This window comes from Polaromonas sp., assembly GCF_030680935.1.
GTDB lineage: Bacteria > Pseudomonadota > Gammaproteobacteria > Burkholderiales > Burkholderiaceae_C > Polaromonas.
Map to the genome: position 1 here is coordinate 70,336 of NZ_JAUXUP010000030.1, position 22,874 is coordinate 93,209.

23 protein-coding genes are annotated in these 22,874 nt (G+C 62.4%); 10 read left to right on the forward strand and 13 right to left on the reverse strand.

The genetic code is table 11. The annotated features are described in order from the left end of the window. The first annotated feature begins 111 nt into the window (after positions 1-111). From Q8L50_RS08640 to Q8L50_RS08650, 3 genes are all read left to right on the forward strand, one after another. Positions 112-675, forward strand: coding sequence for a pilin (locus Q8L50_RS08640; RefSeq protein WP_305348260.1), 564 nt, complete (start codon positions 112-114; stop codon positions 673-675). 129 nt (positions 676-804) lie between these two features. Continuing rightward, a complete protein-coding gene (gene tfpZ, locus Q8L50_RS08645; RefSeq protein ID WP_305348261.1) occupies positions 805-1,557 on the forward strand; it encodes a TfpX/TfpZ family type IV pilin accessory protein in 753 nt (250 codons plus the stop codon). Positions 1,558-1,685: 128 nt separating this feature from the next. After that, positions 1,686-3,125, forward strand: coding sequence for a Wzy polymerase domain-containing protein (locus tag Q8L50_RS08650; protein WP_305348262.1), 1,440 nt, complete (start codon positions 1,686-1,688; stop codon positions 3,123-3,125). Between the two features lie 16 nt (positions 3,126-3,141). On the opposite strand, the gene moaC is transcribed toward Q8L50_RS08650, so the two are convergent. Continuing rightward, on the reverse strand, positions 3,142-3,630 hold the full coding sequence (gene moaC / locus Q8L50_RS08655) for a cyclic pyranopterin monophosphate synthase MoaC (protein ID WP_305348263.1): 489 nt from the start codon (positions 3,628-3,630) through the stop codon (positions 3,142-3,144). A gap of 161 nt (positions 3,631-3,791) precedes the next feature. Between moaC and Q8L50_RS08660 the strand changes: the two genes are divergently transcribed. Then, positions 3,792-5,372 carry a M48 family metalloprotease gene (locus tag Q8L50_RS08660; protein WP_305348264.1) on the forward strand — a complete coding sequence of 527 codons (1,581 nt, stop codon included), beginning with the start codon at positions 3,792-3,794 and terminating at the stop codon, positions 5,370-5,372. On the opposite strand, the gene Q8L50_RS08665 is transcribed toward Q8L50_RS08660, so the two are convergent. Continuing rightward, positions 5,325-5,675 (reverse strand): phage holin family protein, encoded by a 351-nt coding sequence (locus Q8L50_RS08665; RefSeq protein ID WP_305348265.1) that lies wholly within the window; start codon positions 5,673-5,675, stop codon positions 5,325-5,327. The genes Q8L50_RS08660 and Q8L50_RS08665 overlap by 48 nt on opposite strands. A 140-nt stretch (positions 5,676-5,815) precedes the next feature. Between Q8L50_RS08665 and Q8L50_RS08670 the strand changes: the two genes are divergently transcribed. Continuing rightward, positions 5,816-6,247, forward strand: a complete 432-nt coding sequence (locus Q8L50_RS08670; RefSeq protein ID WP_305348266.1) for a DUF3717 domain-containing protein — start codon at positions 5,816-5,818, stop codon at positions 6,245-6,247. Positions 6,248-6,339: 92 nt separating this feature from the next. Further along, on the forward strand, positions 6,340-6,648 hold the full coding sequence (locus Q8L50_RS08675) for a DUF2007 domain-containing protein (RefSeq protein WP_305348267.1): 309 nt from the start codon (positions 6,340-6,342) through the stop codon (positions 6,646-6,648). Here Q8L50_RS08675 and purB read toward each other — a convergent pair. Further along, on the reverse strand, positions 6,645-8,033 hold the full coding sequence (gene purB / locus Q8L50_RS08680; protein ID WP_305348268.1) for an adenylosuccinate lyase: 1,389 nt from the start codon (positions 8,031-8,033) through the stop codon (positions 6,645-6,647). The two genes, Q8L50_RS08675 and purB, sit on opposite strands and share 4 nt — an antisense overlap. A gap of 202 nt (positions 8,034-8,235) precedes the next feature. Here purB and Q8L50_RS08685 point away from each other — a divergent pair, with 202 nt between their 5' ends. Next, positions 8,236-8,862, forward strand: a complete 627-nt coding sequence (locus Q8L50_RS08685; protein ID WP_305348269.1) for a glutathione S-transferase N-terminal domain-containing protein — start codon at positions 8,236-8,238, stop codon at positions 8,860-8,862. Between the two features lie 79 nt (positions 8,863-8,941). Here the strand turns inward: Q8L50_RS08685 and Q8L50_RS08690 are convergent, their stop codons facing one another. The 9 genes from Q8L50_RS08690 to Q8L50_RS08730 all read right to left on the reverse strand — a co-directional run bounded on the left by Q8L50_RS08690 (position 8,942) and on the right by Q8L50_RS08730 (position 16,947). Next, the gene (locus Q8L50_RS08690) at positions 8,942-9,370 is read right to left on the reverse strand and encodes a nuclear transport factor 2 family protein (protein WP_305348270.1); all 429 of its coding nucleotides are present in this window, start codon (positions 9,368-9,370) and stop codon (positions 8,942-8,944) included. Positions 9,371-9,378: 8 nt separating this feature from the next. Beyond that, on the reverse strand, positions 9,379-10,149 hold the full coding sequence (locus Q8L50_RS08695; RefSeq protein ID WP_305348271.1) for an SDR family oxidoreductase: 771 nt from the start codon (positions 10,147-10,149) through the stop codon (positions 9,379-9,381). A gap of 84 nt (positions 10,150-10,233) precedes the next feature. Beyond that, entirely contained in the window at positions 10,234-10,785 is a 552-nt protein-coding gene (locus Q8L50_RS08700; protein ID WP_305348272.1) for a DUF3833 domain-containing protein, read from the reverse strand. After that, the gene (locus Q8L50_RS08705; protein WP_305348273.1) at positions 10,782-12,071 is read right to left on the reverse strand and encodes an MFS transporter; all 1,290 of its coding nucleotides are present in this window, start codon (positions 12,069-12,071) and stop codon (positions 10,782-10,784) included. Before Q8L50_RS08705 ends, Q8L50_RS08700 begins: the two co-directional genes overlap by 4 nt. Next, the gene (locus Q8L50_RS08710) at positions 12,068-12,652 is read right to left on the reverse strand and encodes a chalcone isomerase family protein (RefSeq protein ID WP_305348274.1); all 585 of its coding nucleotides are present in this window, start codon (positions 12,650-12,652) and stop codon (positions 12,068-12,070) included. The genes Q8L50_RS08705 and Q8L50_RS08710 overlap by 4 nt, the downstream gene beginning before the upstream one ends. Continuing rightward, positions 12,649-13,857 carry a cyclopropane-fatty-acyl-phospholipid synthase family protein gene (locus Q8L50_RS08715; RefSeq protein WP_305348313.1) on the reverse strand — a complete coding sequence of 403 codons (1,209 nt, stop codon included), beginning with the start codon at positions 13,855-13,857 and terminating at the stop codon, positions 12,649-12,651. The genes Q8L50_RS08710 and Q8L50_RS08715 overlap by 4 nt, the downstream gene beginning before the upstream one ends. Before the next feature lie 47 nt (positions 13,858-13,904). Further along, a complete protein-coding gene (locus tag Q8L50_RS08720) occupies positions 13,905-14,657 on the reverse strand; it encodes a DUF1365 domain-containing protein (RefSeq protein ID WP_305348314.1) in 753 nt (250 codons plus the stop codon). Between the two features lie 11 nt (positions 14,658-14,668). Further along, the gene (locus Q8L50_RS08725) at positions 14,669-15,997 is read right to left on the reverse strand and encodes an NAD(P)/FAD-dependent oxidoreductase (protein ID WP_305348275.1); all 1,329 of its coding nucleotides are present in this window, start codon (positions 15,995-15,997) and stop codon (positions 14,669-14,671) included. A 356-nt stretch (positions 15,998-16,353) separates the two neighbouring features. Further along, complete coding sequence (locus Q8L50_RS08730) at positions 16,354-16,947, reverse strand: glutathione peroxidase (RefSeq protein WP_305348276.1); 594 nt, start codon at positions 16,945-16,947, stop codon at positions 16,354-16,356. 158 nt (positions 16,948-17,105) lie between these two features. Between Q8L50_RS08730 and Q8L50_RS08735 the strand changes: the two genes are divergently transcribed. The 3 genes from Q8L50_RS08735 to rfaE2 all read left to right on the forward strand — a co-directional run bounded on the left by Q8L50_RS08735 (position 17,106) and on the right by rfaE2 (position 19,665). After that, complete coding sequence (locus Q8L50_RS08735; RefSeq protein ID WP_305348277.1) at positions 17,106-18,026, forward strand: MerR family transcriptional regulator; 921 nt, start codon at positions 17,106-17,108, stop codon at positions 18,024-18,026. Between the two features lie 207 nt (positions 18,027-18,233). Then, entirely contained in the window at positions 18,234-19,103 is an 870-nt protein-coding gene (locus Q8L50_RS08740; protein ID WP_305348278.1) for a ferritin-like domain-containing protein, read from the forward strand. A gap of 64 nt (positions 19,104-19,167) precedes the next feature. Further along, entirely contained in the window at positions 19,168-19,665 is a 498-nt protein-coding gene (rfaE2, locus tag Q8L50_RS08745) for a D-glycero-beta-D-manno-heptose 1-phosphate adenylyltransferase (RefSeq protein ID WP_305348279.1), read from the forward strand. A gap of 57 nt (positions 19,666-19,722) precedes the next feature. Here rfaE2 and Q8L50_RS08750 read toward each other — a convergent pair whose 3' ends face one another. Continuing rightward, positions 19,723-22,854 carry an efflux RND transporter permease subunit gene (locus tag Q8L50_RS08750; RefSeq protein WP_305348280.1) on the reverse strand — a complete coding sequence of 1,044 codons (3,132 nt, stop codon included), beginning with the start codon at positions 22,852-22,854 and terminating at the stop codon, positions 19,723-19,725. Positions 22,855-22,874: the final 20 nt, after the last annotated feature.

The window sequence follows — 22,874 nt, forward strand, 5'->3', positions numbered from 1 at the left end:
GCCCGGCGCTTCGTGGGGTTCAGAGGCCGAATCCGGACTTTTTTTGCATCCCAGGGGCTGGCACGGAAGGTGCTGATACACCTGGCATTTTTTCCAACCAAGGAGTATTTCATGAAGCGTTCCATGCAAAAGGGTTTTACCCTGATCGAGTTGATGATTGTTGTCGCGATCATCGGTATTTTGGCTGCGGTGGCTTTGCCCGCCTATCAGGACTACACGATCCGGGCGAAAGTCACGGAAGGTATCGTGTTGGGCAGTTCAATGAAAGTGGTCGTTGCGGACAACGCGTCCAACGCTACCCTTGATGCCTCGGGCGGCTTATTTGCTGGCTTGACAACAGGTACCGGCGCCGCACCAACGGCTTGCGCTGCCGCTGGCACATGCGCGATGCAGGTTCCGGTGGATGCCGCAACCGGCGTGACAAAAAACGTACTTTCCATCACCGGTACAACGGCTACCGGGCTGATTGCGGTTGCATATCAAGCGGCACTGGTGCCCGCAGCATCCAATCTGCTTCAACTGTGGCCATCCGCGAACGGCGCAGTGCTGGCCGCTGGTACGCCACCTACTGGCGCAATCGTGTGGACTTGCTACACCGCCGGCAAAACTGCGATCAACGGTGCCACCAACGGCGCCACCATGCTGGGCAAATACGCGCCCGCTGAGTGCCGCTAAGCTGACATAGTCAGGGTTCACACCCTTCAAAAAGGCCGCTGTTGCGGCCTTTTTGCTTTGGGGCTCTGGTTGACCTGCACACACGCATGGCAAACTCAAGCCCTGTTTTTTTCTTGGGGGGGTGACTGAATGAGTCTCCGCGTTCGTGCTTCAGGACTGCATTTTCTTATAAGCGCCAGCATTGCACTGCTGGCGAGCTTGCTGGTTTTTCTGGTTTGGTATCCATCGCCGTACGCCACGTTTTCCGGAGGCCTGGCTTTGTTCGCCATGCTGGTGGGCATTGACGTTGTGTTGGGCCCGGTTTTAACCGCACTGGTGGCCAGCCCTGACAAACCGGGTGCCGAGCTGCGGCGCGACATTGGCTTGATTGCGCTGGTGCAACTGTTGGCTTTCGGCTACGGCATGTACACCATCGCCATGGCCCGCCCCGTGCACCTGGTGTTTGAAGTTGATCGGCTCCAGGTGGTGACAGCCGCCGATATAGAGACCTCGCAACTGGACAAAGCGCTTCCGGAATATCGTCAACTGCCCTGGACCGGACCGACTTTGCTTGCCGCGCGTAAACCCGTCAATCAGGAAGAGATGTTGCGCGGCCTCGATTTGGGAATACAAGGGCTCGATATCTCCATGCAACCCGAGCGCTGGGTCAGTTACGCCTCTTTTGCTGAAGCGGTTTTTACCAAGGCACGTCCCGTCAAACTGCTGCTTGAAAAATACCCTGAGCTGGCTGGGCAGGTCCAGGCCGCAGCCGCTGGCGATGGGGTGGCGTCAGAAAGTCTGCGCTTCCTGCCAATGACTTCGCGCCATGCCAGTGGCGTGGCGCTGCTAGCCGCCCCCGGGGCTCGCATCGTTGCGTACCTGCCGGTAGAGGGTTTCTTTTAACTGGGTATCACCCAGCGCGTCCCCGTCCAGTGTCTGTACTTTTTACTCCAGCGCGGTTCACCGCTGCTTTTGCACTCCTGGCGCTGCCTTGGCTGAATCCGTTTGCGCCCGGCCCCTCACCCGCCGTTGTGCCCTGGCTGGTCGCGCTGGCCGCGAGTGCGGGCCTGATCCTGACGGGATCGCTGCGCCCGGCATCGGGCGAAGCGACCAGCGGCGCATTTCCTGTGGGGCGCTGGGCCGCCCCCGCGGCTTGGGCCTGGGTGTTTGCCGGCGCAGCCAGCAGCGTCATTGGCCTGTTGCAATATTTCGGGGCAGCTGGCGGTCTCGAACCGGGGGTCAGCCAGACTTTGCCGGGTGAGGCCTTTGCCAATTTGCGCCAGCGTAATCATTTCGCCAGTCTGACCAACATCGCGTTGGTCGCCCTGGTGTGGCTAGGGGCAAGCGGCCGCCTCGCCGGGCGACCACCGGGTGTGGTGTGGGCTGTGGCCGGCCTGTTGGCGATCGGGAACGCCGCATCGTCTTCGCGGACCGGATTGCTGCAGTTGCTTGGTCTGTGTGTGTTGTTCTGGGTTTGGGGTGGGTGGCGCCAACAAGCCGTACGCGGTGTGTTGCTGGCTGCCATTCTGGCGTACGCTGTAGCTGCCCCTGGACTCCCTTGGCTGGCTGGCTTTGACCTGTGGGGCCACGGCATGGCCGCCCGCATGCGTGCCGGGGACGATATCTGTTCCAGCAGGTTGACCCTCTGGTCCAATGTGTTGCAACTGATCAGTGAAAAGCCCTGGCTGGGGTGGGGCTGGGGTGAGCTCGATTACGCGCACTACATGACGCTTTATCCAGGCGACCGGTTTTGCGACATTCTGGACAACGCGCACAACCTGCCTTTGCACCTTGCGGTCGAGCTGGGTATTCCATTGGCGGCGCTGGTGGGTGCTGTTTTTGTGTGGCTGCTCGTGCATACGCAGCCCTGGCGCGAAACCGATCCGGCGCGCCAGATGGCGTGGGGCGTGCTGGCGGTCATTTTGCTGCACAGCATGCTGGAGTACCCGCTGTCGTACGGGCCGTTCCAGATGGCGGCCGGGGTTTGCCTGCTGCTGTTGTGGCGCCCGTCGCTGGAGAGCGCAGCCGGACCCACAGTCCGATCTCTCCTGGCCCGCTCGGCCCGGGCCGGCCTCGCTGCTGCACTTTTAGTGGGCGCGGGTTACGCTGCGTTTGACTACCACCGCGTCAGCCAGATTTACCTGGCCCCGGCTGCCCGCTCGGCAACTTACCGCGAGGACACCCTGAATAAAATTCGCGGGTCCTGGCTTTTTCGAAACCAGGTGCGTTTTGCCGAGTTAAGCACGATCCCCCTGACCGGTGACAACGCGCAGTGGACCTACGCTACCGCTGCGCTGCTGCTGCATTATTCGCCAGAGCCCCGCGTGATCGAAAAAATGATTGAAAGTGCGGTGATGCTGGGTCGCGACGATGAAGCCTTGCAACACCTCCTGCGTTACCGCGCAGCCTTTCCGAAGGAGCATGAGAAGTGGCGCAGCGCCACTGGCCTGGGGCCGCTACAGCCTAGGTGAAAGCCATGGAGCCGCTTCAGTCCGCGACGCGGTAGCTGCCCGACTTGCCGCCATGCTTTTCCAGCAATTTCACGTCGGTAATCGTCATGCCGCGGTCGGCAGCCTTGCACATGTCATAGATCGTCAGCAATGCGACCTGGACAGCGGTGAGGGCTTCCATCTCGACGCCGGTCGGGCCTACGGTTTCGACGGTCGCCTGGCAAACAATGCTTGTGTCTGTTGCTTCGGATTTGAACTCAATTGCCACACGCGTCAGTGCCAGTGGGTGGCACAAAGGAATCAGGTCGCTGGTCCTTTTGGCGGCCATGATGCCCGCAATCCGGGCGATACCCAGCACGTCGCCTTTTTTTGCGCTGCCTGCCAGGATGATGGCCAGGGTGGCCGGGTGCATGGTGATGCGGCCCTGCGCAAGGGCCACGCGGTGGGTAGCGGGTTTGGCCGCCACATCCACCATATGCGCTTGCCCCTGTGCGTCAAAATGCGTCAGTGGTGAGGTCATGGTCATTCTGTTACGAAACCTTTACGAGCATCCCTCATCATAAGAGTATGTCCGGGACTGCTGCGGCGTCTTAAAGCGCGCCGGGCTTTCCATTTCATCTTTGCAGCGCCGAGGGTCTTCGTTTGCTTTCATCGATCTTCCCCAAAAGTTTTCAGCAAAAAAGCCGGTTGACCCATACCCGCGTTGCGCTGGCAGCTATTATTTTTGTAGCGTTTTGCGCTTCATCCACGGCACAGGCGCCGGCCCGTTCCGGACCTGCCCTGCCTACGCTGGGGGACACCTCCGAGTTGTCCGTCAGTGCAGAAAGGCGGCTGGGCGACCGCATCGCGGCCAGCATTTACCGCGACCCGGACTATCTGGACGATCCGGTGCTGGGCGACTACCTGCAGGGCATCTGGTTGCCGCTGATGGCGGCGGCGCGCGCCCGGGGGGAGCTTGCACCCGAGCTGGAGCAGCGTTTTGCCTGGGAGGTCATGCAGATCCGTGATCGCAGCATCAACGCCTTTGCCTTGCCCGGCGGTTACCTGGGCGTACACATGGGGTTGATGGCGGTGGTGAGCTCGCGCGATGAGCTGGCTTCGGTGCTGGCGCATGAGCTCAGCCATGTCACGCAGCGCCACATCTCGCGCCTGATGACCAAGCAGAGCGATCAGATGCCGTGGGTCATCGCCGCCATGGTGCTGGGCGTGCTGGCCGCCAGCAAAAGCCCCGACGCTGCCAACGCGGCCATTGTGGGCGGGCAGGCGGCGGCGATGCAAAACCAGCTCAATTTTTCGCGCGACATGGAGCGCGAGGCCGATCGCATCGGTTTTGCCATCATGCTGGACGCCGGTTTTGAAAAACAGGGTTTTGCCGGCATGTTTGACAAGTTGCAGCAGGCGGCGCGGCTCAATGACAACGGTGCTTTTCCTTACCTGCGCAGCCACCCCTTGACCACCGAGCGCATCGCCGAAGTCAAGGGCCGGCTGCAACTGGAAGCGCCCGGTCCCGCCTTGCCCCCCGCCACTGCCCCGGATGCAAGCGGCGAGCGGGTGCTGCATGCCTGGATGGCCGCGCGTGCCCGCGTGTTGGGTGACCCCGGCGTGGACGGTCTGCGCCCGCTGCTGGCTGAGGCCCAGCGCGTGCCAGTGACGGCCGGGGCCTCTGGCGCCTGGACGCCCAGGGATGCCGGCGCCTTGTACGGCGGTGCGCTGGCGGCCAGCCGGCTGCGCGACCATGCGCAGGCTCGCAGCCTGGCGGCCCGATTGACTGTGGCTGCCGCCACCCGCCAGCAGGCCGAACTTGCGGATACGGCGCAAGCGCTGGCGCTGGAGATTGAACTGGCGGCCGGCAACAGCACCGATTTGCCCCGGCTGAAAAACACCCGCGCGCGCGCTGCGCTGCTGCTGCAGGCCAGGGCCGATCTGGCGGCGGGACGGGCTGAGGAGGCATCCAGCCCCTTGCAGGGCTGGGTCAGCAACCATCCCAGGGATGCCCTGGCCTGGCAATTGCTGGCGCAAGCGTATGGCAAGCAGGGGCAGACTTTGCGCGCCATCAGGGCCGATGCCGAAAGCCGCGTGGCCCAGCTCGATTACCCTGCGGCGCGCGACCGCTTCAAGGCCGCGCAGGATTTCATGCGCAGCAACCGCGCCAGTGGCGCCGCAGCCAGCAACTACATTGACGGCTCCATCATCGACACTCGTGCCCGGGAGATCGACCAGCTACTTCGGGAGCAGGCGCTCCAGGAGAAACTCGATCGCAAGCTGTAGCACCGAGTAAATCAGCGAACCAATCAGCGCGGCCACAAAGCCTGTGACGTGCAAGCCGCTGAGCAGGCTGGCCGCCGCCCAGAACATCAGGGCGTTGATGACAAACAGAAACAGCCCGAGCGTGACCAGGGTCACCGGCAAGGTCAGCAGCACCAGCACCGGCCGCACCACCGCGTTCAAGGCGCCCAGCACCGCTGCCGCAATCAGGGCAGACGTGAAGCTGGTCACCGTGACGCCGGTGTACAAATAAGCCACCGCCAGCAGGGCGGCCGCACTGAGAAGCCATTTGAGTATGAGTTTCATGGCCTGAAGAATAGCACCGCCCGGCGTTGCCGGGCCAACAGCTGCTTCGCCGATAATTGCACGTGCCGGCCCCTCCTTGTCGGTCGAGCCGGCAGGCATTGCTGGCAGGTGACCGCATCCTTTGTCCTACTCATTACCCCATGCCTGGCATCCACATCACCGATATCGAAGCAGCCATCAACTATTGGCGCGAGAAAAAACCGTCGCCGGACGGCGTCACCCTGGCCCCCGAACTGCGCGCACTGGCCGAGGTCTATGCCCTGCTGGTTTTCTACCACGAGGAAGAGGCCGACGAGGCCGGTTTTCCACCCAAGGCCCTGGCCGCGTGGCGCACCTGGTACGACACAACAGCAGACACACCCTGCATCGCCATATGCTCGACCAGCCAGGGCGACGAGCTGTGCAAGGGCTGTGGCCGCAGCTTTGAAGAGGTGCAGCGGTGGCCCGAGATGAGCCCGGTCGAAAAACGCGCGACCTGGCGGCGCATCACCCAGGAGGCGACGGCCTGGCGCTTTGGCCGTTATGCCGACCGGGCGCTGGAAAACCGGGATGCTCCGCCGGAAGTAGCCTGAACCCGGTGGCGCCCGAAACATCATGCCTTTTAGACCTCTGGCCCATGTCTGATATGCGCAGGCAGCTATCAATTCAGGAGTAAACTGGTTTTATGCTCCGACTCGCCCGCGCGCCCAACATTGCCATTGCAGCGCTGTGGGCCGACGTGTTGCAACAGGCCGGGTTTTCTGCGACGGTGCAGCGTTATTTTCTGGGCAGCGTGGCGGGTGAATTGCCGCCCGACCAGTGCCAGCCAGAAATCTGGCTGACCCACGACCATGAAAAGCCGCAGGCACAGGCGCTGTTGCACAGTCTGCAAAACCGGCCGCAGCGGCACTGGCTTTGCGCTTGCGGCGAAACCGTGGAAGGTGGTTTTGAGCAGTGCTGGAACTGCAGCGCGGATATGCCGGCGCCTGCCTAAACCCTTTTGGCGAGTTCGGCGGCCTTGCCGGTGTAACTGGCCGGCGTCATGGCCAGCAGCCGGTCTTTCTCGGCCTGCGGGATCTCCAGTGAGCGAATCAATCCGTGTAAGGCCTCAGCCGTCACGGTTTTGCCACGCGTGACTTCTTTCAGTTTTTCGTAGGCGCCCTGCACGCCATAACGGCGCATCACGGTCTGGATAGGCTCGGCCAGTACTTCCCAGGCGGCATCCAGATCGTCGGCCAGTGCGTCGTGGTTCAGCTCCAGCTTGCCCAGGCCCACCCCCATCGAGCTGTAGGCCAGCACGGCGTAGCCGAAAGCCACGCCCATGTTGCGCAGCACGGTGCTGTCGGTCAGGTCACGCTGCCAGCGGCTGATGGGCAGTTTTTCGCTCATATGCCGCAGCAGCGCGTTGGCCAGGCCCAGATTGCCCTCGGCGTTTTCAAAATCAATCGGGTTGACCTTGTGCGGCATGGTGCTTGAACCAATTTCACCGGCCTTCAGGCGCTGCTTGAAGTAACCAACGCTGACATACCCCCAGACGTCGCGCGCAAAGTCAATCAGGATGGTGTTGGTGCGTGCCACCGCGTCAAACAGCTCGGCCATGTAGTCGTGCGGCTCGATCTGGATGCTGTAGGGCTGGAAACTCAGGCCCAGGCCCAGTGGCTCGGGCGACTCGATCACGCGCCGGCTCAGCGCCTCCCAGTCAAAATCAGGCCAGGCCGAGAGGTGGGCGTTGTAGTTGCCGACCGCGCCGTTCATTTTGGCCATGATTTTCACGCTGGCGATACGCTCGCGCGCCACATCCAGCCGCGCCACCACATTGGCAATCTCCTTGCCAACGGTGGTGGGGCTGGCGGTTTGGCCATGCGTGCGGCTCAGCATGGGCTCGTCGGCGTAGCGGTGCGCCATCTCGCGCAGCTGGGCAATCACCTTGTCCAGTGCCGGTAGCAGCACCTGCTCGCGGCTGCTTTTGAGCTGCAGCGCATGGCTGGTGTTGTTGATGTCTTCGCTGGTACAGGCGAAGTGCACAAACTCGGCGGCGGCCATCAGCTCCGGCCGGGCGTCAAACTTGGACTTGATCCAGTATTCCACCGCCTTGACGTCATGGTTGGTGGTTTTTTCGATGTCCTTGATGGCTGCGGCGTCACTTTCAGAGAAGTGTTTGCTTAAGCCCAGCAAATAGGTGCGTGCTCCCGGGCTTAGCGGCTTGAACTCGGCAAACCCTGCATCCGACAGTGCAATCAGCCAGACCACCTCCACCTGCACCCGGCGGTGCATATACCCGAGCTCTGACATCAGGGGGCGCAAGGCGGCCAGACGGGTGGCGTAACGGCCATCCAGGGGGGACAGGGCGGTGATGGCGAAGCTGGTGGACGGGGTCATGGGCGACATTGTAGGCGGGCCATCTGGCGCTACCTTGACGCTACCCTGGCGTGCCGGACGGCGGTTTCCTGTCTTTTTTGTGCCGTTTGCCAGCCGCCCCGCCTTACTCGATAGAATGCATTTGACCTACAGCCTGTCCGATTTGCAAGCGGCGATTCCCAAGTCCGCCAGGCTCCCAGGGCTCACGATAAAAGAAACAGCTATGAAACTCATTGGATCCAACGGCAGCCCATACGTGCGCAAGGTGCGCGTCGTCATGGCGGAAAAAAAACTCGACTACCAGTTCGTCATTGAAGACGTCTGGGCTGCCGGCACCGCCATGGCCGAATCCAATCCGCTCGGCAAAGTGCCTTGCCTGGTCATGGAGGGCCCCAATGGGTCGGAAGAAGCCGTTTTTGACTCGCGTGTCATTGTGGAATACCTCGACACCCTGTCGCCCGTGGGCAAACTGATCCCGGTGCAGGGTCGTGAGCGCGCCGAAGTAAAAACCTGGGAGGCGCTGGCCGATGGCCTCATGGATGCGGCCATTCTGGCGCGGCTCGAAGCGACCTGGTCCGGCCGCACCGACAAGCAGCGCAGCCAAGCCTGGATTGACCGCCAGATGAAAAAAATAAACGACACCGTGCAGGCCATGAGCACCGGGCTGGGCGACAAGCCTTTTTGCAGCGGCATTCACCTGAGCCTGTCGGATGTTGCGACGGGCTGCGCGCTGGGTTACCTGGATTTTCGTTTTGCGCAGATTGACTGGCGCACACCGCACCCCAATCTGGCGCGCCTGTATGAAAAGCTGATGCAGCGGCCCAGCTTCGTGGATACCGTGCCTTCCTGAGATTCTTGAGGGTAAAATGGCCTGCAACCCTTGTCGGGCAGGTGCAAACAGCTATTAAAAAAGTAGCAAACCGTGCGCCTTATCCGGCCACCCTGCGCTTGAGCCAGCGCATCAGGCTGCCCAGCAAAGGCAGTTTTTCATACAACTCTTCAGCCGCGTCCCAGTAGTCACGGTGGTACACCACCTGACCGGCGGCATTGAACCTCAGGTGTGATGTGCCGCGAATCGTCTGTAGCGCAGCATTGCGGCGGCCCCTGAAGTAAAACTCAAAGTCCCAGGTCAGAAAGCACTGCTGACCCTCAACGATGCGCTCGGTCACCACAAAGCGCGGCCGGTCCAGCGCCACGTACATGTGGCTGAAGATGTGTTGCACCGCCGCCAGGCCCTGCACCTCGTTGAACGGATCCTTGAACCAGACCTGCGGCGCGTACAGTTCGCCCATGCGCGCCACGCGGGCGGGGTTCAGGGTTTCAAAATACTGCACCAGCCGATCAATCGTTTGCTCCATGGGGCTGCTCACAGTCCGGTGAATTTGCGGATGGCCGGAAAATACAGCGCATAGGGCAGTACGCGCAGGGTTTTCATCCAGCGGGTGAAGCGTTTCGGAAAATGGATTTCAAACTCTCCGTCGGCCCAGCCCGCCAATATTTCTTCTGCCGCCTGCGCAGGGCTGATCAGGGCCGGCATGCTGAACTGGTTCTGTGCGGTCAGCGGTGTCTCGACAAAACCCGGGTTGACCAGGCTCACACCCACGCCGCTGGCCTGCAGGTCCAGGTACAGGGTTTCAGCCAGGTTGATCAGCGCTGCCTTGGTCGGCCCGTAGGCCAGGCTTTTTGGCAGGCCCCGGTAACCTGCCACGCTGCCCACCAGGCTGATGTGGCCCGCGCCACGCTGGCGCATGGCGGGCAGCAGCGCATCCAGCAGGTACAGCGCGCCGGTGTAGTTGACCTGCTGGTGCTTGAGCATCTCGGCCAGGTCAAACTCGGTGGCGCGCATCTCGCGGTAATAACCAGCGCAATACAGCATCAGGTCGACAGGCCCTTGGGCCAGCACGGTTTGCGCCGCGACCGCCACTGCAGCCGGATCGGCCGCGTCCAGCGGGAGGGCGACGGCGCCGGTATGACTGTGCACAAAAGCATCCAGCGCGGTGGCATTGCGGGCCGATACCACCACCCTGGCGCCGCGCGTATGCAGCGCATGGGCGGTGGCCTGGCCGATGCCGCTGGAGGCGCCCACCAGCCAGACGGTTTTTCCGTGCCAGTCACGCAGGGGAGGGTTGTAAGTCATGGTTCAATTTGTTATAAAAATGATAGCTGCTTGCGCATATGCGGTAAGGGCTGCAGGCCAATTTGGCTTGTGGTTTGCAGTGGATCAAGGTTTGACGAAGGTCAGGGTCACTTCGCCCAGCCGGATGCCAAACTTGCTCATGACCGCCTTGTTGAGCATGACTTTGTCGTTCATCAGGTACATCCAGTCGTCAAATTGCACCTCCACAATTTTTCCGTCCACTGGCAACTTCAGGGTGTAGCCCCAGCGAAAGGCGTTGCCATTTTCTTCCCCTGCGGCTTCCCCGAGCACGTCGGCGGCGGTGCCGGTGTAGCGGCCATCAGGGCTACGTTTAAGTGTCCAGATCCGGCGGTCTGTCGTGCCATCCGAGTAAGTGAACACTTCATCCAGCACGCCGGTCTCCTGCCCCGGCGGGCCTTGCCAGCTGCAGGTCATGACCACAGTAAAACGCTTGACCACCCGACCGGAACGGTCGGTGAACACACCATAGGCATCGACCGTGCCCTTGAAATACTGGCGCAGGTCGAGGACCGGTTTTTCAGCCGCGTAGTCGCTGACTTGCGGGCTGGCACAGCCGGCCAGCAGGCCCAGCGCCAACAACAGCGTGGCGCTGCCCCTGCGAAAAAAATGGTTCATGGCTTGACCCCTTCCGGGTGTTTGATGACAAGAAAGTACAGGCAGGCCGCCGCCGCCAGCTTGAGCACGCAGGGCAGCACGCAATAGGCCACCAGCAGGGCATTGAGCGCCTGGGCGTCACGCGCGCCAGGCGCGTAGCCAAACAGGCCCAGCAGTGGCAGCGCCAGACCGGCGGCCAGCGCCAGATTGAGCTTGATCGCAAAATTCCACCAGCCGAAGTAGGCGCCCTCGGCACGACCCGAGTGGCCGCTGGCCTGGATCACGCCTGCCAGCAGGGCTCCAGGCAAGGCCAGATCAGTGCCCAGCGCCAGGCCCGACAGCGCGCAGACCACCAGAAAAGCCGTCGTCTGGCCGGCGCCGATTTGTGTGGCCCAGCCGAAGGTGGCAATGGCCAGACCCATGCCCACCAGCCAGGTGGGCGCCAGACCGAAACGTTTGACCAGCGCCAGCCACAGCGGGATAGACAGCGCAGCGCTGACAAAATAGCTGGCCAGAAAAAGCGGCTCCATGCTTTGCGGTGCCTGCAGCCGGTCCTGGATGAAAAACAGTACCAGCGTCGCGGGCACCGCACTGGCGGTACCGTTGAGCAGAAAAACGGCCAGCAGGCGGCGAAAGCCTTTTTGCTGAAACGGCAACCAGATGGAGACCGCATGACCTGCCCCGCGCTGGCGGGCCACTGGCCGGTCGGCCCGGCTCCAGGCCAGCCAGCCCAGACCCAAGGCCACAAAAAACAGGGCGGTGGTGGCCGGCAGACCCAACAGCACCGGCGTGATCGAGGCCAGCACCACCCCGACCAGCCCCAGCCCTTCGCGCCAGGCCACAATGCGGCTGCGCTGGCGCTCGTCACCGCCCAGCATCGCCCCCCAGGACTGGTGCGCCACGCTGAGCGCACTGTAACCGGTGTAGGTGACCAGCAGCATCAGGCTGGCCCACACGACCAGTGCTGAAGGCGCGCTGACCTGCGGAAAAAACAGCAAGGCAAAACCCAGTGCCAGCAGCACAGCGGCGCCGGCGCCCAGACCCAGCACAGCGCGCGCAGACTGCGCAAACAGCCGGTCGCTGAGCCGCCCCAGCAGCGGGTCAATCAGCGCGTCGAACAGGCGTGCACCCAGCAGCACCGCACCCAGTGTGGCCAGCGGCACGCCAAACTCACGCGCGTAGTGGTTGGGCAAAATCACGTACAGCGGCAGGGCCACAAAGGCCAGCGGCAGGCCAAGCAGCCCGTAGGCCAGGCCGTTGCGCGTGCCGAAGCGCGACGCAAAAGCGCTGGCAGCGACAGATGTCAAGCGCCTGCTCCAGCCAGCAACGCATTGCGCAGGGCCGGTTCCGATGTTTTGGGCGACAGCCAGATGCCAAAAAACAGCCGCGCAAACTCGGCATCTCGGATTTCACCGATCGCTTTGCCATTCATCAGGAAGGACGCGCCCACACCGGGGCGGTGCACCCCCATGACGCGGTCGCCCTTGTTGACGTCAGGCAGCACCTGGCGCAGGGCGGCCTTCCACTTGTCGGCCTGTTCGGCGCTGATGGTCGCCGAGCGCCGCATTTCGCTGATCGAGCGTTCGGCCACGTCGCTGGCGGCAAAGGCCCGCAGGTAGCTCAACTCCAGCGCCAGCGTCTGCGTGCCAAAACTTTCAGGTTTGAAACCGGGCGGCGCCCAGAGCCGCGCGTCATACACCTGAAAGCCCCAGAAGGTCAGGCGCCCACTGCCGACCAGCCGGCCTTGTGGCAACAGCGTCTGCAACTCTGCGCGCTGCTCACCGCTGTCGGCTGCGCTGCTGACCGAGCTGGTGCCTACCGCCTGCGCGACTGCCGCAGGCATCATGCCCGCGCCCAGCAGCAGGGCCAGCAGCAGCCGGGCGCTCAAGGCTTGCGCAGCGTGTACTGCACCACGTCGGTGTTGGCCTGGGCAAAGGCGGCTTCGCAATATGCCAGATAGAACTCCCATATGCGGATAAACCTCTTGTCAAACCCGAGTTGCAGCACCCGTGACTCTTGTGCCATGAACTGCTCGCGCCATAGCCGCAGCGTATGGGCATAGTCCTGGCCAAACGAAAACTCGTCCACCACCTCCAGCCCGGCGGCCCTGGCCTGGGCCCGGAACTCTTTGGGGCAAGGCAGGCAGCCACCGGGAAAGATGTATTGCTGGATGAAGTCGGTGGACGAGACGTAACGCTCGAACAACTCGTCGGCAATCACGATGCTCTGCACGCAAGCCCGGCCACCGGGTTTGAGCAGGCGAGCCACCGCCTGAAAGTAAGTGGGCCAGTACTCGCGCCCCACCGCTTCGATCATTTCAATCGAGCAGATCGCGTCAAACGGTGCGTCCTGGCTGACCGTGCCGATATCGCGGTAGTCCTGCAGACGCAGATCTGCTTTGTCTGCGGCGCCAACCCGTTCCATGCGCTTTTGCGCCCAGGCCAGTTGTTCGGTGCTGAGCGTGACGCCCACCAGGGATGCATCAAATTCGCTGGCCGCCATCTCGGCCAGCGCGCCCCAGCCGCAGCCGATCTCCAACACGCGGTCGCCGGGCTGCACGCCGGCCATGCGCAGGGCGCGGCGCACCTTGGCGTTTTGCGCGTCTTTCATGCTGGTTTGGGGCGTTTCGAAAATCGCCGATGAATAGTTCATCGTGCCGTCCAGCCACAACTCGTAAAAAGCATTGCCCAGGTCGTAATGGGCGTGGATGTTTTTCTGGCTGTTGGCCTTGGTGTTGCGGTTCAGCAGGTGTTTGACGCGGTACGCCAGGCGCCCCAGCCAGGTGCCGTAGATCACGTCTTCGACTTCCTTGCGGTTCACGATCAGCACGCGCAGCAGCTCGGTCAGGTGCGGCGTGGTCCAGTCGCCAGCAATAAAACTCTCGGCAAAACCGATGTCGCCCGAGCGCAACGAGGCGCTGCAGACGTTCCAGTTCACCAGTCGCATGCTGGCGGTGGGGCCGTCGCCCGAGCCAAAACGCTGCATGCTGCCGTCGGGCAGTTGCAGGGTCAGTGTGCCGTATTTGAGGCGCGACAGCAGTTTGAAGGCTGTGCGCGCTGCGGCCGGGGCGCCATGTGGCAATGCCAACGGCATACCGGTGGCGGAAGAGGCGCTGGTAGCGGAGGAGTTGGTGGCAGTGTTCATCGGCTCACAAAAATTTCGGGTGGCTGGGGTTTGCTGACAAAAGGCACGCGTTTGCGCCAGAGCTTGAAGGCCTGCCAGTGGATGCGGGCGACCACACCCAGCGTCATCGCCGGGTAGTGCCACAGGGCTTTGCGCAGCGTGGCCTGGCTCAAGGGCAGCAAGGTGCCGCTGACACTGGTTTGCAGCAACGGGCCGGTTGCATCGTCGTAGTCAATACGGGCCACGGTTTTCTCCACACCATCGTGCTGGCTGCGCATGAAGCGAAAGCGGTAGCTTCCTTCCAGGGTGCAAAAAGGCGAGACATGAAACACCTTGGCGGCCTGCAGCTCTTGACCGTAGTGCGGCGCATCGAGCAAGTAGCAATGGCGCTCGCCGAAGGTGTTGTTGACCTCGACCACAATCGCGCGCAGGGCGCCCGCCGCGGTATGGCAATACCAGAAGCTCACCGGCTTGAAGGTGTAGCCCAGCACCCGCGGATAGGTGTGCAGCCAGACTTCACCGCCCGCGTCGGTAATACCTTCACGCGCCAGCAGCGTGTCCAGCCAGACCAGACAATCGTTGCCGCCATCGCCGTGGTCGCTATCAAAAAAGCTCAGTGCGCCGCGGCGGTTGTGCGCCAGCGCGCCGCTGCCATGCTGGCGCATGCTGCGCAGCGGCAGCATGAGGAAATAGGTGGGGTAGTTGAAAGCATTGAGCGCAGGCTTCAGCCGTGTATGCCTTACTTCACCGAAGCCGATCAAAGCTTGCATGGCTTGCGCGCTCACGTCTTGGCTCCGGCCAAATCCTGCAGCAGTTGACGGGCTACGCCCAGGCCCGACTTCAGGCCGTCTTCATGAAAGCCGTAACCGGTCCAGGCGCCGCAAAAATAGCTGTGCTGCTGGCCTTGCAAGCCGGGGACTTCTTTTTGCGCACGGATGGCGGCGCCGTCAAACACCGGGTGGGCGTAGTCGAACTCACCCATGATGTGCTGCGGCGCAATCTCCTGCGCCGGGTTCAGCGACACCAGCACCGGCTGGGCAAAAGGCAGGGGCTGCAACATGTTCAGCAGGTAATGCAGGCAGACCCGGCTGGACTCCCGCTGCGGGTCCAGCGCACGTTCGTAGTTCCAGGCGGCCCAGGCCAGCTTGTTGGCGGGCAGTACCGAGGTGTCGGTGTGTAAAACCGCGCGGTTGGGCTGGTAACTGATCGCGCCCAGCACCGCGCTTTCGGCCAAAGTGGTTTGCTCCAGCAAGGCCAGCGACTGGTCGGAGTGGGCTGCCAGCACCACCTTGTCGAAGCGTTCCTCGCGGCCTTCGGTGACCACAGTCACGCCACCGCTGGCCGCAAGGCCGTCACGGCGTATGCTTTTGACCGCTGTGTTCAGGCGTTTGTCGGCGATACCGGCCACAATTTTTTCGACGTAGTGCCTGGCTCCGCCAGTGACTGTCCACCATTGAGGCCGGTTGGCCACCTGGATCAGGCCGTGGTTGTGGCAAAAGCGGATCATCGTTGCCACCGGGAACGCCAGCATCTGGTCGGTGGGGCAAGACCAGATGCAGCCCAGCATGGGCAGGAAATACCAGTCCCGAAACTCCGCGCTGTAGCTGCCGGCGCGCAAAAAGTCGCCCAGCGGCTGCAGCATCGCGGCCTCGGCGCCGTTTTCGGCCAGGGCCGTGGCCTCGCGGTTGAAGCGCACGACGTCGCGCAGCATGCGCAAAAACTTCCAGCTCAGGAGGTTGCTGCGCTGGGCAAAAACAGTGTTCAGGCTGGAGCCACTCCATTCCAGCGCAGCGCCCCGGCGCACGCCGGGGATCTTGACTGAAAACGACATGTCCGAGCGCGCGGTTGCTACACCCAGCTCTGCAAACAGTGCAATCAAGCCGGGGTAGGTGCGTTCGTTGAAGACCAGAAAACCGGTGTCAACACCATGGGTCAGCGGGCCTTGCGGCGTCGGCAGCGTGATGTCCACCGTGTGGGTGTGGCCGCCAAAATAGCTACCCGCTTCAAACAGGGTGATCTCGGCGTGACCGCGCAGCGCATGGGCGGCGGCCAGACCCGAGATGCCTGAGCCAATGATGGCGACACGCGGACGGCGTTCAGGCTGGGCCATTTCAGTGGCCCGAATACAAAAATGCTGCGAAGCGCCCCGAAGCGAACAAGGGAGGGAGGGAGGAGGAGAACCGCCCCGGGATTGCATCCTGACCGCAAGGGCCGGGAAGTCTTCGCAACAAAAAACTGTGGTTGTGGATGCCTGTTATCGATAACGTAACCGGGTATGGCACCAACGTCTGTAGGAGCCCGCGCCGTGCCAGGCAGTTCCCGCTATTTCGAGGGGACTGCCAGTAAAGATTTGTTAGAAGCAAGGCGGGCATTCGAGGAGTGCGGGGTTGTCGGGCGGGGTAGATCAGGTGAACGTCGAAGGTGTTCTAAAAATTACTTAGTGGTCAAATTATTACCGATTAGTATTTATTTGCCCAACAGCTGCTTTTCAATCTCCCTCAAAAATGCGGGGTCTTTGGGGTCCACAGCGGTGTTGAAGCTGCTGGCACTCTGGCCGTCGCGCGCCACCACATACTTGTGAAAGTTCCAGCGCGGCGGGCTGCCGGTCTGGTCGGCCAGCTGTTTGAAAAGCGGATTCGCGGTTTTACCCGCGACACTTGATTTGGCAAACATCGGAAATTTCACGCCAAAGGTGTTCTCGCAAAAAGCGGCGATGTCCTGGTTGCTGCCGGACTCCTGCGCAAAGTCGTTGGAAGGAAAGCCGAGCACTACCAGCCCCCTGTCCTTGTAGCGGGCATGCAGCGCTTCCAGCCCGGCATATTGCGGCGTGAAGCCGCAAAAACTCGCGGTATTCACCACCACAACTACCTTGCCGCTGTATTGGCAAAGTGATTGCGGCTTTTCATCCTGCAGGCGCAAAAAGCTGTGTTGCAGCAGCGGCGCGCAGGCGGAAACCGTTCTGGCAGCGCCGGTGGCCGCGTAGGCGGGCGCCAAGCCGGCGCCCGCCAGCTGGGACAACAGGAAGGCCAGGCAGGCGCGGAATGCGGTGGTGTGAGGCATGGTTTTTCTCCCTGTTCAATAATGTCAAGACTCCGCCAGGCGGCGACAAGTGGCTGAATAGGCCTTGCCCCCGTCAGAATACGCGGTCCCGCGCTGGGCAGATTCAATTCAAACATGTTCATTTCCCCCAGATCAAACACGGCTTGCGGAGATCGGCAGTGAGTGCCACGTCTGCCGACACGGCGCAAGGGTTTTCCATTGCGGCGGTCGAGCGCGATACCGGGCTGTCCAAAGACACCCTGCGCGTCTGGGAGCGGCGCTACAACTTCCCGCAGCCCGGGCGCGATGCCCATGGTGAGCGCCTGTTTCCACCCGAGCAGGTCGCGCGGCTGCGGCTTCTCAAACGACTGCTGGACGGCGGCTACCGCGCGGGGCAGGTGGTGGGGCTGGCGCATGCGGAACTGCTGGCCCTGAGCCGAGGCAGCGGCGAGCCGCTGGCCGACCACTGGTCCATGCAGGTTCAGCAGTGTTTTGACCTGGTCAAACGCCACGACGCGCCCGGCCTGCGACAAAACCTGTCGGCCGCCGCGCAGGCACTGGGCCTGGCGGATTTTGTCGGCTCACTGGTGGCACCGCTCAATACCCTGATTGGCGACGCCTGGCTACAAGGCCGCATTGAAATATTTGAAGAGCATTTTTATACCGAGGCGGTGACCACAGTGCTGCGCAACGGCATCAGCGCCCTGGGCATGGCGGACGCGGCCGCGCCGCGCGTGCTGCTGACCACCTTTCCGCAGGAGTCGCACGGGCTGGGCCTGTTGATGGCTGAAGCTACTTTTGCGCTTGAAGGCTGCCACTGCCTGTCCCTGGGCGTACAGACGCCGATACCCGAGATCGCCAACGCGGCACGGGCGCACGGCGGGCAGATCGTGGCGCTGAGTTTCAGCGCCAGCCTGCATGCCAAGGACGTGACGCAGGGCCTTGCCGATTTGCGCCGTCAGCTGCCGACCGACACAGAGATCTGGGTCGGTGGCGCCTGCCCGGTACTGCGCCGGCGGGTCTTGCCGGGCGTGCGTGTGTTGGCGGGCTTTGCCGCCATTCGGGAGCAAGTGCAGCAGTGGCGTCTGGCGCAGGCGTGAGCGCACACAAGGTGCCGACTTTGGCTGCTGTTCAAGCCGGCTGGAACGGTGTACAAGTTGTGAAGAGTCACAAAGACGGTGAACTCCGAGGGAACGCGCTTGAAATGTCCCGAAGTGGGGCCAAACATCGCCGATCCAACGGCTGTCACATTCAGCCCCTAAAATCGCGCTGAATCTAATCCGGTATGTACCGCGTAAGGAATGCATATGCTTTACCCAGAACTTTTCAAACAGCTGGAGTCGGTCCGATGGGATATGGACAAGGACATTCCCTGGGCCAGCTTCGACGCGGCCAAGCTGACCGATGAGCAGGCCCAGACCATCAAGATGAATGCCATCACCGAGTGGTCTGCCCTGCCAGCCACCGAAATGTTTTTGCGCGACAACAAGGACGACAGCGATTTTTCCGCCTTCATGTCGATCTGGTTTTTTGAAGAGCAAAAACATTCGCTGGTGCTGATGGAGTACCTGCGGCGCTTCCGCCCCGAGCTGGCACCCACTGAAAAGGAGTTGCACGAGGTGCGCTTTGAGTTTGAGCCTGCGCCAGCGCTGGAGACACTGATGTTGCACTTCTGCGGCGAGATCCGTCTGAACCACTGGTACCGGCGCGCCAGCGAATGGCACACCGAGCCGGTCATCAAGCAGATCTATACCCAGCTCAGCCAGGACGAGGCGCGCCACGGCGGCGCCTACCTGCGCTACATGAAACGCGCGATCAACAACTTTGGCAACGATGCCAAGGCCGCATTCACCAAAGTGGGTGTGCTGATGGCCAGCGCGCGCCGCACCGCGCAGGCGCTGCACCCGACCAACCTGCATGTGAACAAGGGCTTGTTTCCGCGCGACACCATCCAGTCGCGCCTGCCCGACCCTGAGTGGCTGGAGCACTGGCTGGACAAGCAGATCAACTTTGACGCCGTCTGGGAGGGCAAGGTGGTCGAACGCATTTTGCACAACATGAGCCTGCTGATGAACCAGAGCTTCAAGACCGTGCAGGAGCTCAACCGCTACCGCAAGGAGTTGAGCCGGGAAATTGCGGCATCAATCGCGGCCAAGGCGGTACCTGCCTCCATTTGACGCGACCCGCCTGCTGGCCGGGCACCCTGCGGTGGTGGTTGCCTCGTTCCGTTAAAGTGGCGTGATGTCCAGCGCGCCACTTCTTTTGCATTTCACTGAAAAAATCACTGCCCGCGCGCAAGTCGCCGAGCGCCTGGCCGCCTTGCCGCGCCCGCTGGTGTTTACCAACGGCGTGTTCGACGTGTTGCACCGCGGCCATGTGAGCTACCTGGCCGCTGCGCGCGCGCTGGGCGCCAGCCTGGTGGTCGGCCTGAACACAGACGCCTCGGCCCGGCGCCTGGGAAAGGGGCCGGACCGGCCCTTGAACAACGAACAGGACCGCGCCGTGCTGCTGGCCGCACTGGAGTCGGTCAGTCTGGTCACCTGGTTTGACGAGGACACGCCCTTGGGCCTGATCAGCGAGCTCAGGCCCGACATCCTGGTCAAGGGCGGCGACTACGACATGCGCAAACTGGCCGAGACCGCGCTGGTGGAAAGTTATGGCGGCAGGGCGCTGGCGCTTGCCTTTGTCGATGGCTACTCGACAAGCGCCCTGGTCAGGAAAATTCGCCACGACACTTGAAGCGGACAGGGTCTTCTGCTATGAAAGTAATAGCTCATTGCGCCCGCCAAATAAGGGCTAAGAGCTGATTTGAGTTGTATTTTCAAGGCGCCGCCCGCGCAGCCGGTTCACCATGCGTTTGAAGCCCTGCTCAAAATCATCGACATAGGTGAACACCGCCGGAATGACCAGCAGGCTCAGGAAGGTGGAGGTGATCAGCCCGCCAATCACCGCCACCGCCATCGGTGAGCGAAAGCTGCTGTCCGCCGAACCCCAACCCAGGGCAATCGGCAACATGCCTGCGCCCATCGCAATGGTGGTCATGACAATCGGCCGCGCGCGTTTGTGGCAAGCGTCCAGCAGGGCCTCGAGCCGCGACATCGGTGGCTGGGCCGGCTGGCCGTCGGTGGCGGCGCGGCCGCGCCGCGCTTCAATCGCATATTCCACCAACAGGATGGAGTTTTTGGTGGCCACACCCATCAGCATGATCAGGCCAATCAGCGAGGGCATGGAAAAACTCTTCTGCGCGATCAGCAGCCCGACAAAGGCGCCGCCCAAAGACAAGGGTAAAGCGGCCAGGATGGTCACCGGGTGCAGGAAGTTCTTGAACAGCAGCACCAGCACAATGTAGATGCACAACACGCCGGTCAGCATGGCCAGGCCAAAGCTGGCAAACAGCTCGCCCATCACCTCGGCGTCACCAATCACGACCTGCTTCACGCCTGCGGGCAGATTCACGATGGCCGGCAACTTCTGCACCGCAGCCGTCACATCACCGAGGGCCTGGCCCGACAGCTCGACTTCAAACTGCACGTTGCGCGAGCGGTTGAAGCGGTCAATCACCGCCGGGCCGCCGGCCATGGTGATGCTGGCCACCTGGCCCAGCATGACCGGGCCGCCCGGCCGGGTGCTGGGCACCATCAAACGTTCCAGCGTCGCCAGGTCTGTTTTGGCGTTGTCGGCCAGCCGCACCACGATGGGTATCTGGCGCTGCGACAGGTTCATCTTGGGCAGGGCGGCGTTGTAGTCACCGACCGTGGCAATGCGCAGGGTTTCGCCAATCGAGGCGCTGGTGACGCCGAGGTCGGCCATGCGGGCAAAGTCGGGCTTGACCGTCACTTCGGGTCGTACCAGCGACGCGCTGGAGGCGACCGAGCCCAGGCCGGGGATGGTGCGCAGATCTTTTTCCAGGGCAGCGGCTGCACCGGCCAGCGCCAACGGGTCTTCCCCGGTCAGTGCCAGAATGTATTTTTCGCCAGAGCCGCCCAGGCCGACTTTGCTGCGCACCCCCGGCAGGCTTTCCATCGCCTTGCGGATGTCGTTTTCAATGCCCTGCTTGCGCGGGCGTTCGCCACGATCGGTCAGCAAAATGGTCAGTGTGGCCTTGCGGGTTTCAGCCGCGCCGCCGGGCGCAAATGGGTCACTGCCGGCGGCGCCACCGCCTATGGTGGTGTACACACTTTTCACATTCGGCACTTTCGCAATCAGGCCACGCGCCATTTCGGCAGCGGCTGTGGTTTCGGCCAGCCGGGTGCCGGGCGGCAGCTCCAGATACACCTGCGTCTGGGAGTTGTCGTCGGGCGGAATAAATCCGGTGGGCAGCAGCGGAATCAGCATCAAGGAGCCGACAAAAAACGCGCCGGCCGCCAGCCCGGTGACAAACCGGTGTTTGATGCACCAGCGGCTGGCGCGCATGTACCAGCGCATCACCGCACCATCCTTCTCGACGTAGTTGACGATGGGCTTGAGGATGTAGGCCGCCATCATCGGCGTGAGCATGCGCGCCACCACCAGCGATGCAAAAACCGCCAGTGCCGCCGTCCAGCCAAACTGTTTGAAAAACTTGCCGGCAATGCCGCTCATGAAGGCGGTGGGCAAAAACACCGCGATCAGTGTGAAGGTGGTGGCAATCACCGCCAGGCCAATTTCATCGGCGGCTTCCATCGCCGCCTGGTAGGGCGTTTTGCCCATGCGAAGGTGCCGCACGATGTTTTCCACTTCGACAATCGCATCGTCCACCAAAATGCCTATCACCAGGCTGAGCGCCAGCAGGGTCACCACATTGATGGAAAAGCCCAGGTAATTCATGCCGATAAACGCCGGAATCACCGACAGCGGCAAGGCCACGGCAGAGACAAAGGTGGCGCGCCAGTCGCGCAGAAACAGCCAGACCACCAGCACCGCCAGCAGGCCGCCTTCAATCAGCAGGGTCAGTGAGGCGCTGTATTCGTCTTCCACCGGCGTCACAAAGTCAAAGGCCTCGGTCAGCTCGATATCGGGGCGGCTCAGCTTGAGCTCCTGCAAGGCGGCGCGCACGCCCCGGCCGGCTTCGACCTCACTGGCGCCCTTGCTGCGCGCGACTTCAAAACCCACCACCGGCACGCCATTGAGCAGCGCGGCAGAGCGCTGTTCGGCCACGGTGTCCTGCACATCGGCCACCTGGTTCAGGCGCACCTTGCGGCCATCGCCAACAGCCAGCTCAATCAGCCCCAGCTCGGTCGCAGACTGCACCGTGGCCAGGGTGCGCACCGGTTGTTCGCCGGTGCCGACGTCGGCGCGGCCACCGGCGGTGTCGAGTTGCACCTGGTTGAGCTGGCGCGAGACGGTCGCGGCGCTGACGCCGAGCGCCGCCATTTTGGCCGGGTCCAGCGCGATACGCACCTCACGGCTGACACCGCCCACGCGGGTGACCGCGCCCACACCGGGCACGGCCAGCAGGCGGCGCGTCAGGGTGTCATCGACAAACCAGGACATGGCTTCATCGTCCATCGCCTTGCTGCGTATGGTGTAAGCCAGCACCGGAGACGCTGCCAGGTTGATCTTGCTGACGATGGGGTCGCGCACGTCTGCGGGCAGGTCGGCGCGCACCTGCTGCACCGCCGAGCGCACTTCGTCGAGCGCTTCCTGGGTTGATTTTTCCAGGCGGAACTCGGCCGTGATGGTGGCTGCACCGTCCTGCACCTTGGTGTAGATGTTTTTCAGACCCTGCAGCGAGGCGATGGCGTTCTCCAACTTGCGCGCCACATCGGTTTCCAGCTGGGCCGGCGATGCGCCGGGCAGGCTTGCGGATATCACGATGTTCGGCACATCCAGATCGGGAAAGTTCTGCACCTTCATCGCCTGGTAGCTCAGCACGCCGGCAAAACACAGCATGACAAAAAACATGATGGCGGGAATCGGGTTGCGGATGCACCAGGCGGAAACGTTCATGCTTTTCTCCGGCAATCTGC

Excerpts from the sequence above, each read along its gene's own strand:
- Q8L50_RS08640 (WP_305348260.1), top strand. The coding sequence starts at position 112 with ATGAAGCGTTCCATGCAAAAGGGTTTTACCCTGATCGAGTTGATGATT.
- tfpZ (WP_305348261.1), top strand. The coding sequence starts at position 805 with ATGAGTCTCCGCGTTCGTGCTTCAGGACTGCATTTTCTTATAAGCGCC.
- moaC (WP_305348263.1), bottom strand. The coding sequence starts at position 3,630 with ATGACCATGACCTCACCACTGACGCATTTTGACGCACAGGGGCAAGCG.
- Q8L50_RS08665 (WP_305348265.1), bottom strand. The coding sequence starts at position 5,675 with ATGAAACTCATACTCAAATGGCTTCTCAGTGCGGCCGCCCTGCTGGCG.
- Q8L50_RS08670 (WP_305348266.1), top strand. The coding sequence starts at position 5,816 with ATGCCTGGCATCCACATCACCGATATCGAAGCAGCCATCAACTATTGG.
- Q8L50_RS08675 (WP_305348267.1), top strand. The coding sequence starts at position 6,340 with ATGCTCCGACTCGCCCGCGCGCCCAACATTGCCATTGCAGCGCTGTGG.
- purB (WP_305348268.1), bottom strand. The coding sequence starts at position 8,033 with ATGACCCCGTCCACCAGCTTCGCCATCACCGCCCTGTCCCCCCTGGAT.
- Q8L50_RS08685 (WP_305348269.1), top strand. The coding sequence starts at position 8,236 with ATGAAACTCATTGGATCCAACGGCAGCCCATACGTGCGCAAGGTGCGC.
- Q8L50_RS08690 (WP_305348270.1), bottom strand. The coding sequence starts at position 9,370 with ATGGAGCAAACGATTGATCGGCTGGTGCAGTATTTTGAAACCCTGAAC.
- Q8L50_RS08695 (WP_305348271.1), bottom strand. The coding sequence starts at position 10,149 with ATGACTTACAACCCTCCCCTGCGTGACTGGCACGGAAAAACCGTCTGG.
- Q8L50_RS08700 (WP_305348272.1), bottom strand. The coding sequence starts at position 10,785 with ATGAACCATTTTTTTCGCAGGGGCAGCGCCACGCTGTTGTTGGCGCTG.
- Q8L50_RS08715 (WP_305348313.1), bottom strand. The coding sequence starts at position 13,857 with ATGCCGTTGGCATTGCCACATGGCGCCCCGGCCGCAGCGCGCACAGCC.
- Q8L50_RS08720 (WP_305348314.1), bottom strand. The coding sequence starts at position 14,657 with ATGCAAGCTTTGATCGGCTTCGGTGAAGTAAGGCATACACGGCTGAAG.
- Q8L50_RS08725 (WP_305348275.1), bottom strand. The coding sequence starts at position 15,997 with ATGGCCCAGCCTGAACGCCGTCCGCGTGTCGCCATCATTGGCTCAGGC.
- Q8L50_RS08730 (WP_305348276.1), bottom strand. The coding sequence starts at position 16,947 with ATGCCTCACACCACCGCATTCCGCGCCTGCCTGGCCTTCCTGTTGTCC.
- Q8L50_RS08740 (WP_305348278.1), top strand. The coding sequence starts at position 18,234 with ATGCTTTACCCAGAACTTTTCAAACAGCTGGAGTCGGTCCGATGGGAT.
- rfaE2 (WP_305348279.1), top strand. The coding sequence starts at position 19,168 with ATGTCCAGCGCGCCACTTCTTTTGCATTTCACTGAAAAAATCACTGCC.
- Q8L50_RS08750 (WP_305348280.1), bottom strand. The coding sequence starts at position 22,854 with ATGAACGTTTCCGCCTGGTGCATCCGCAACCCGATTCCCGCCATCATG.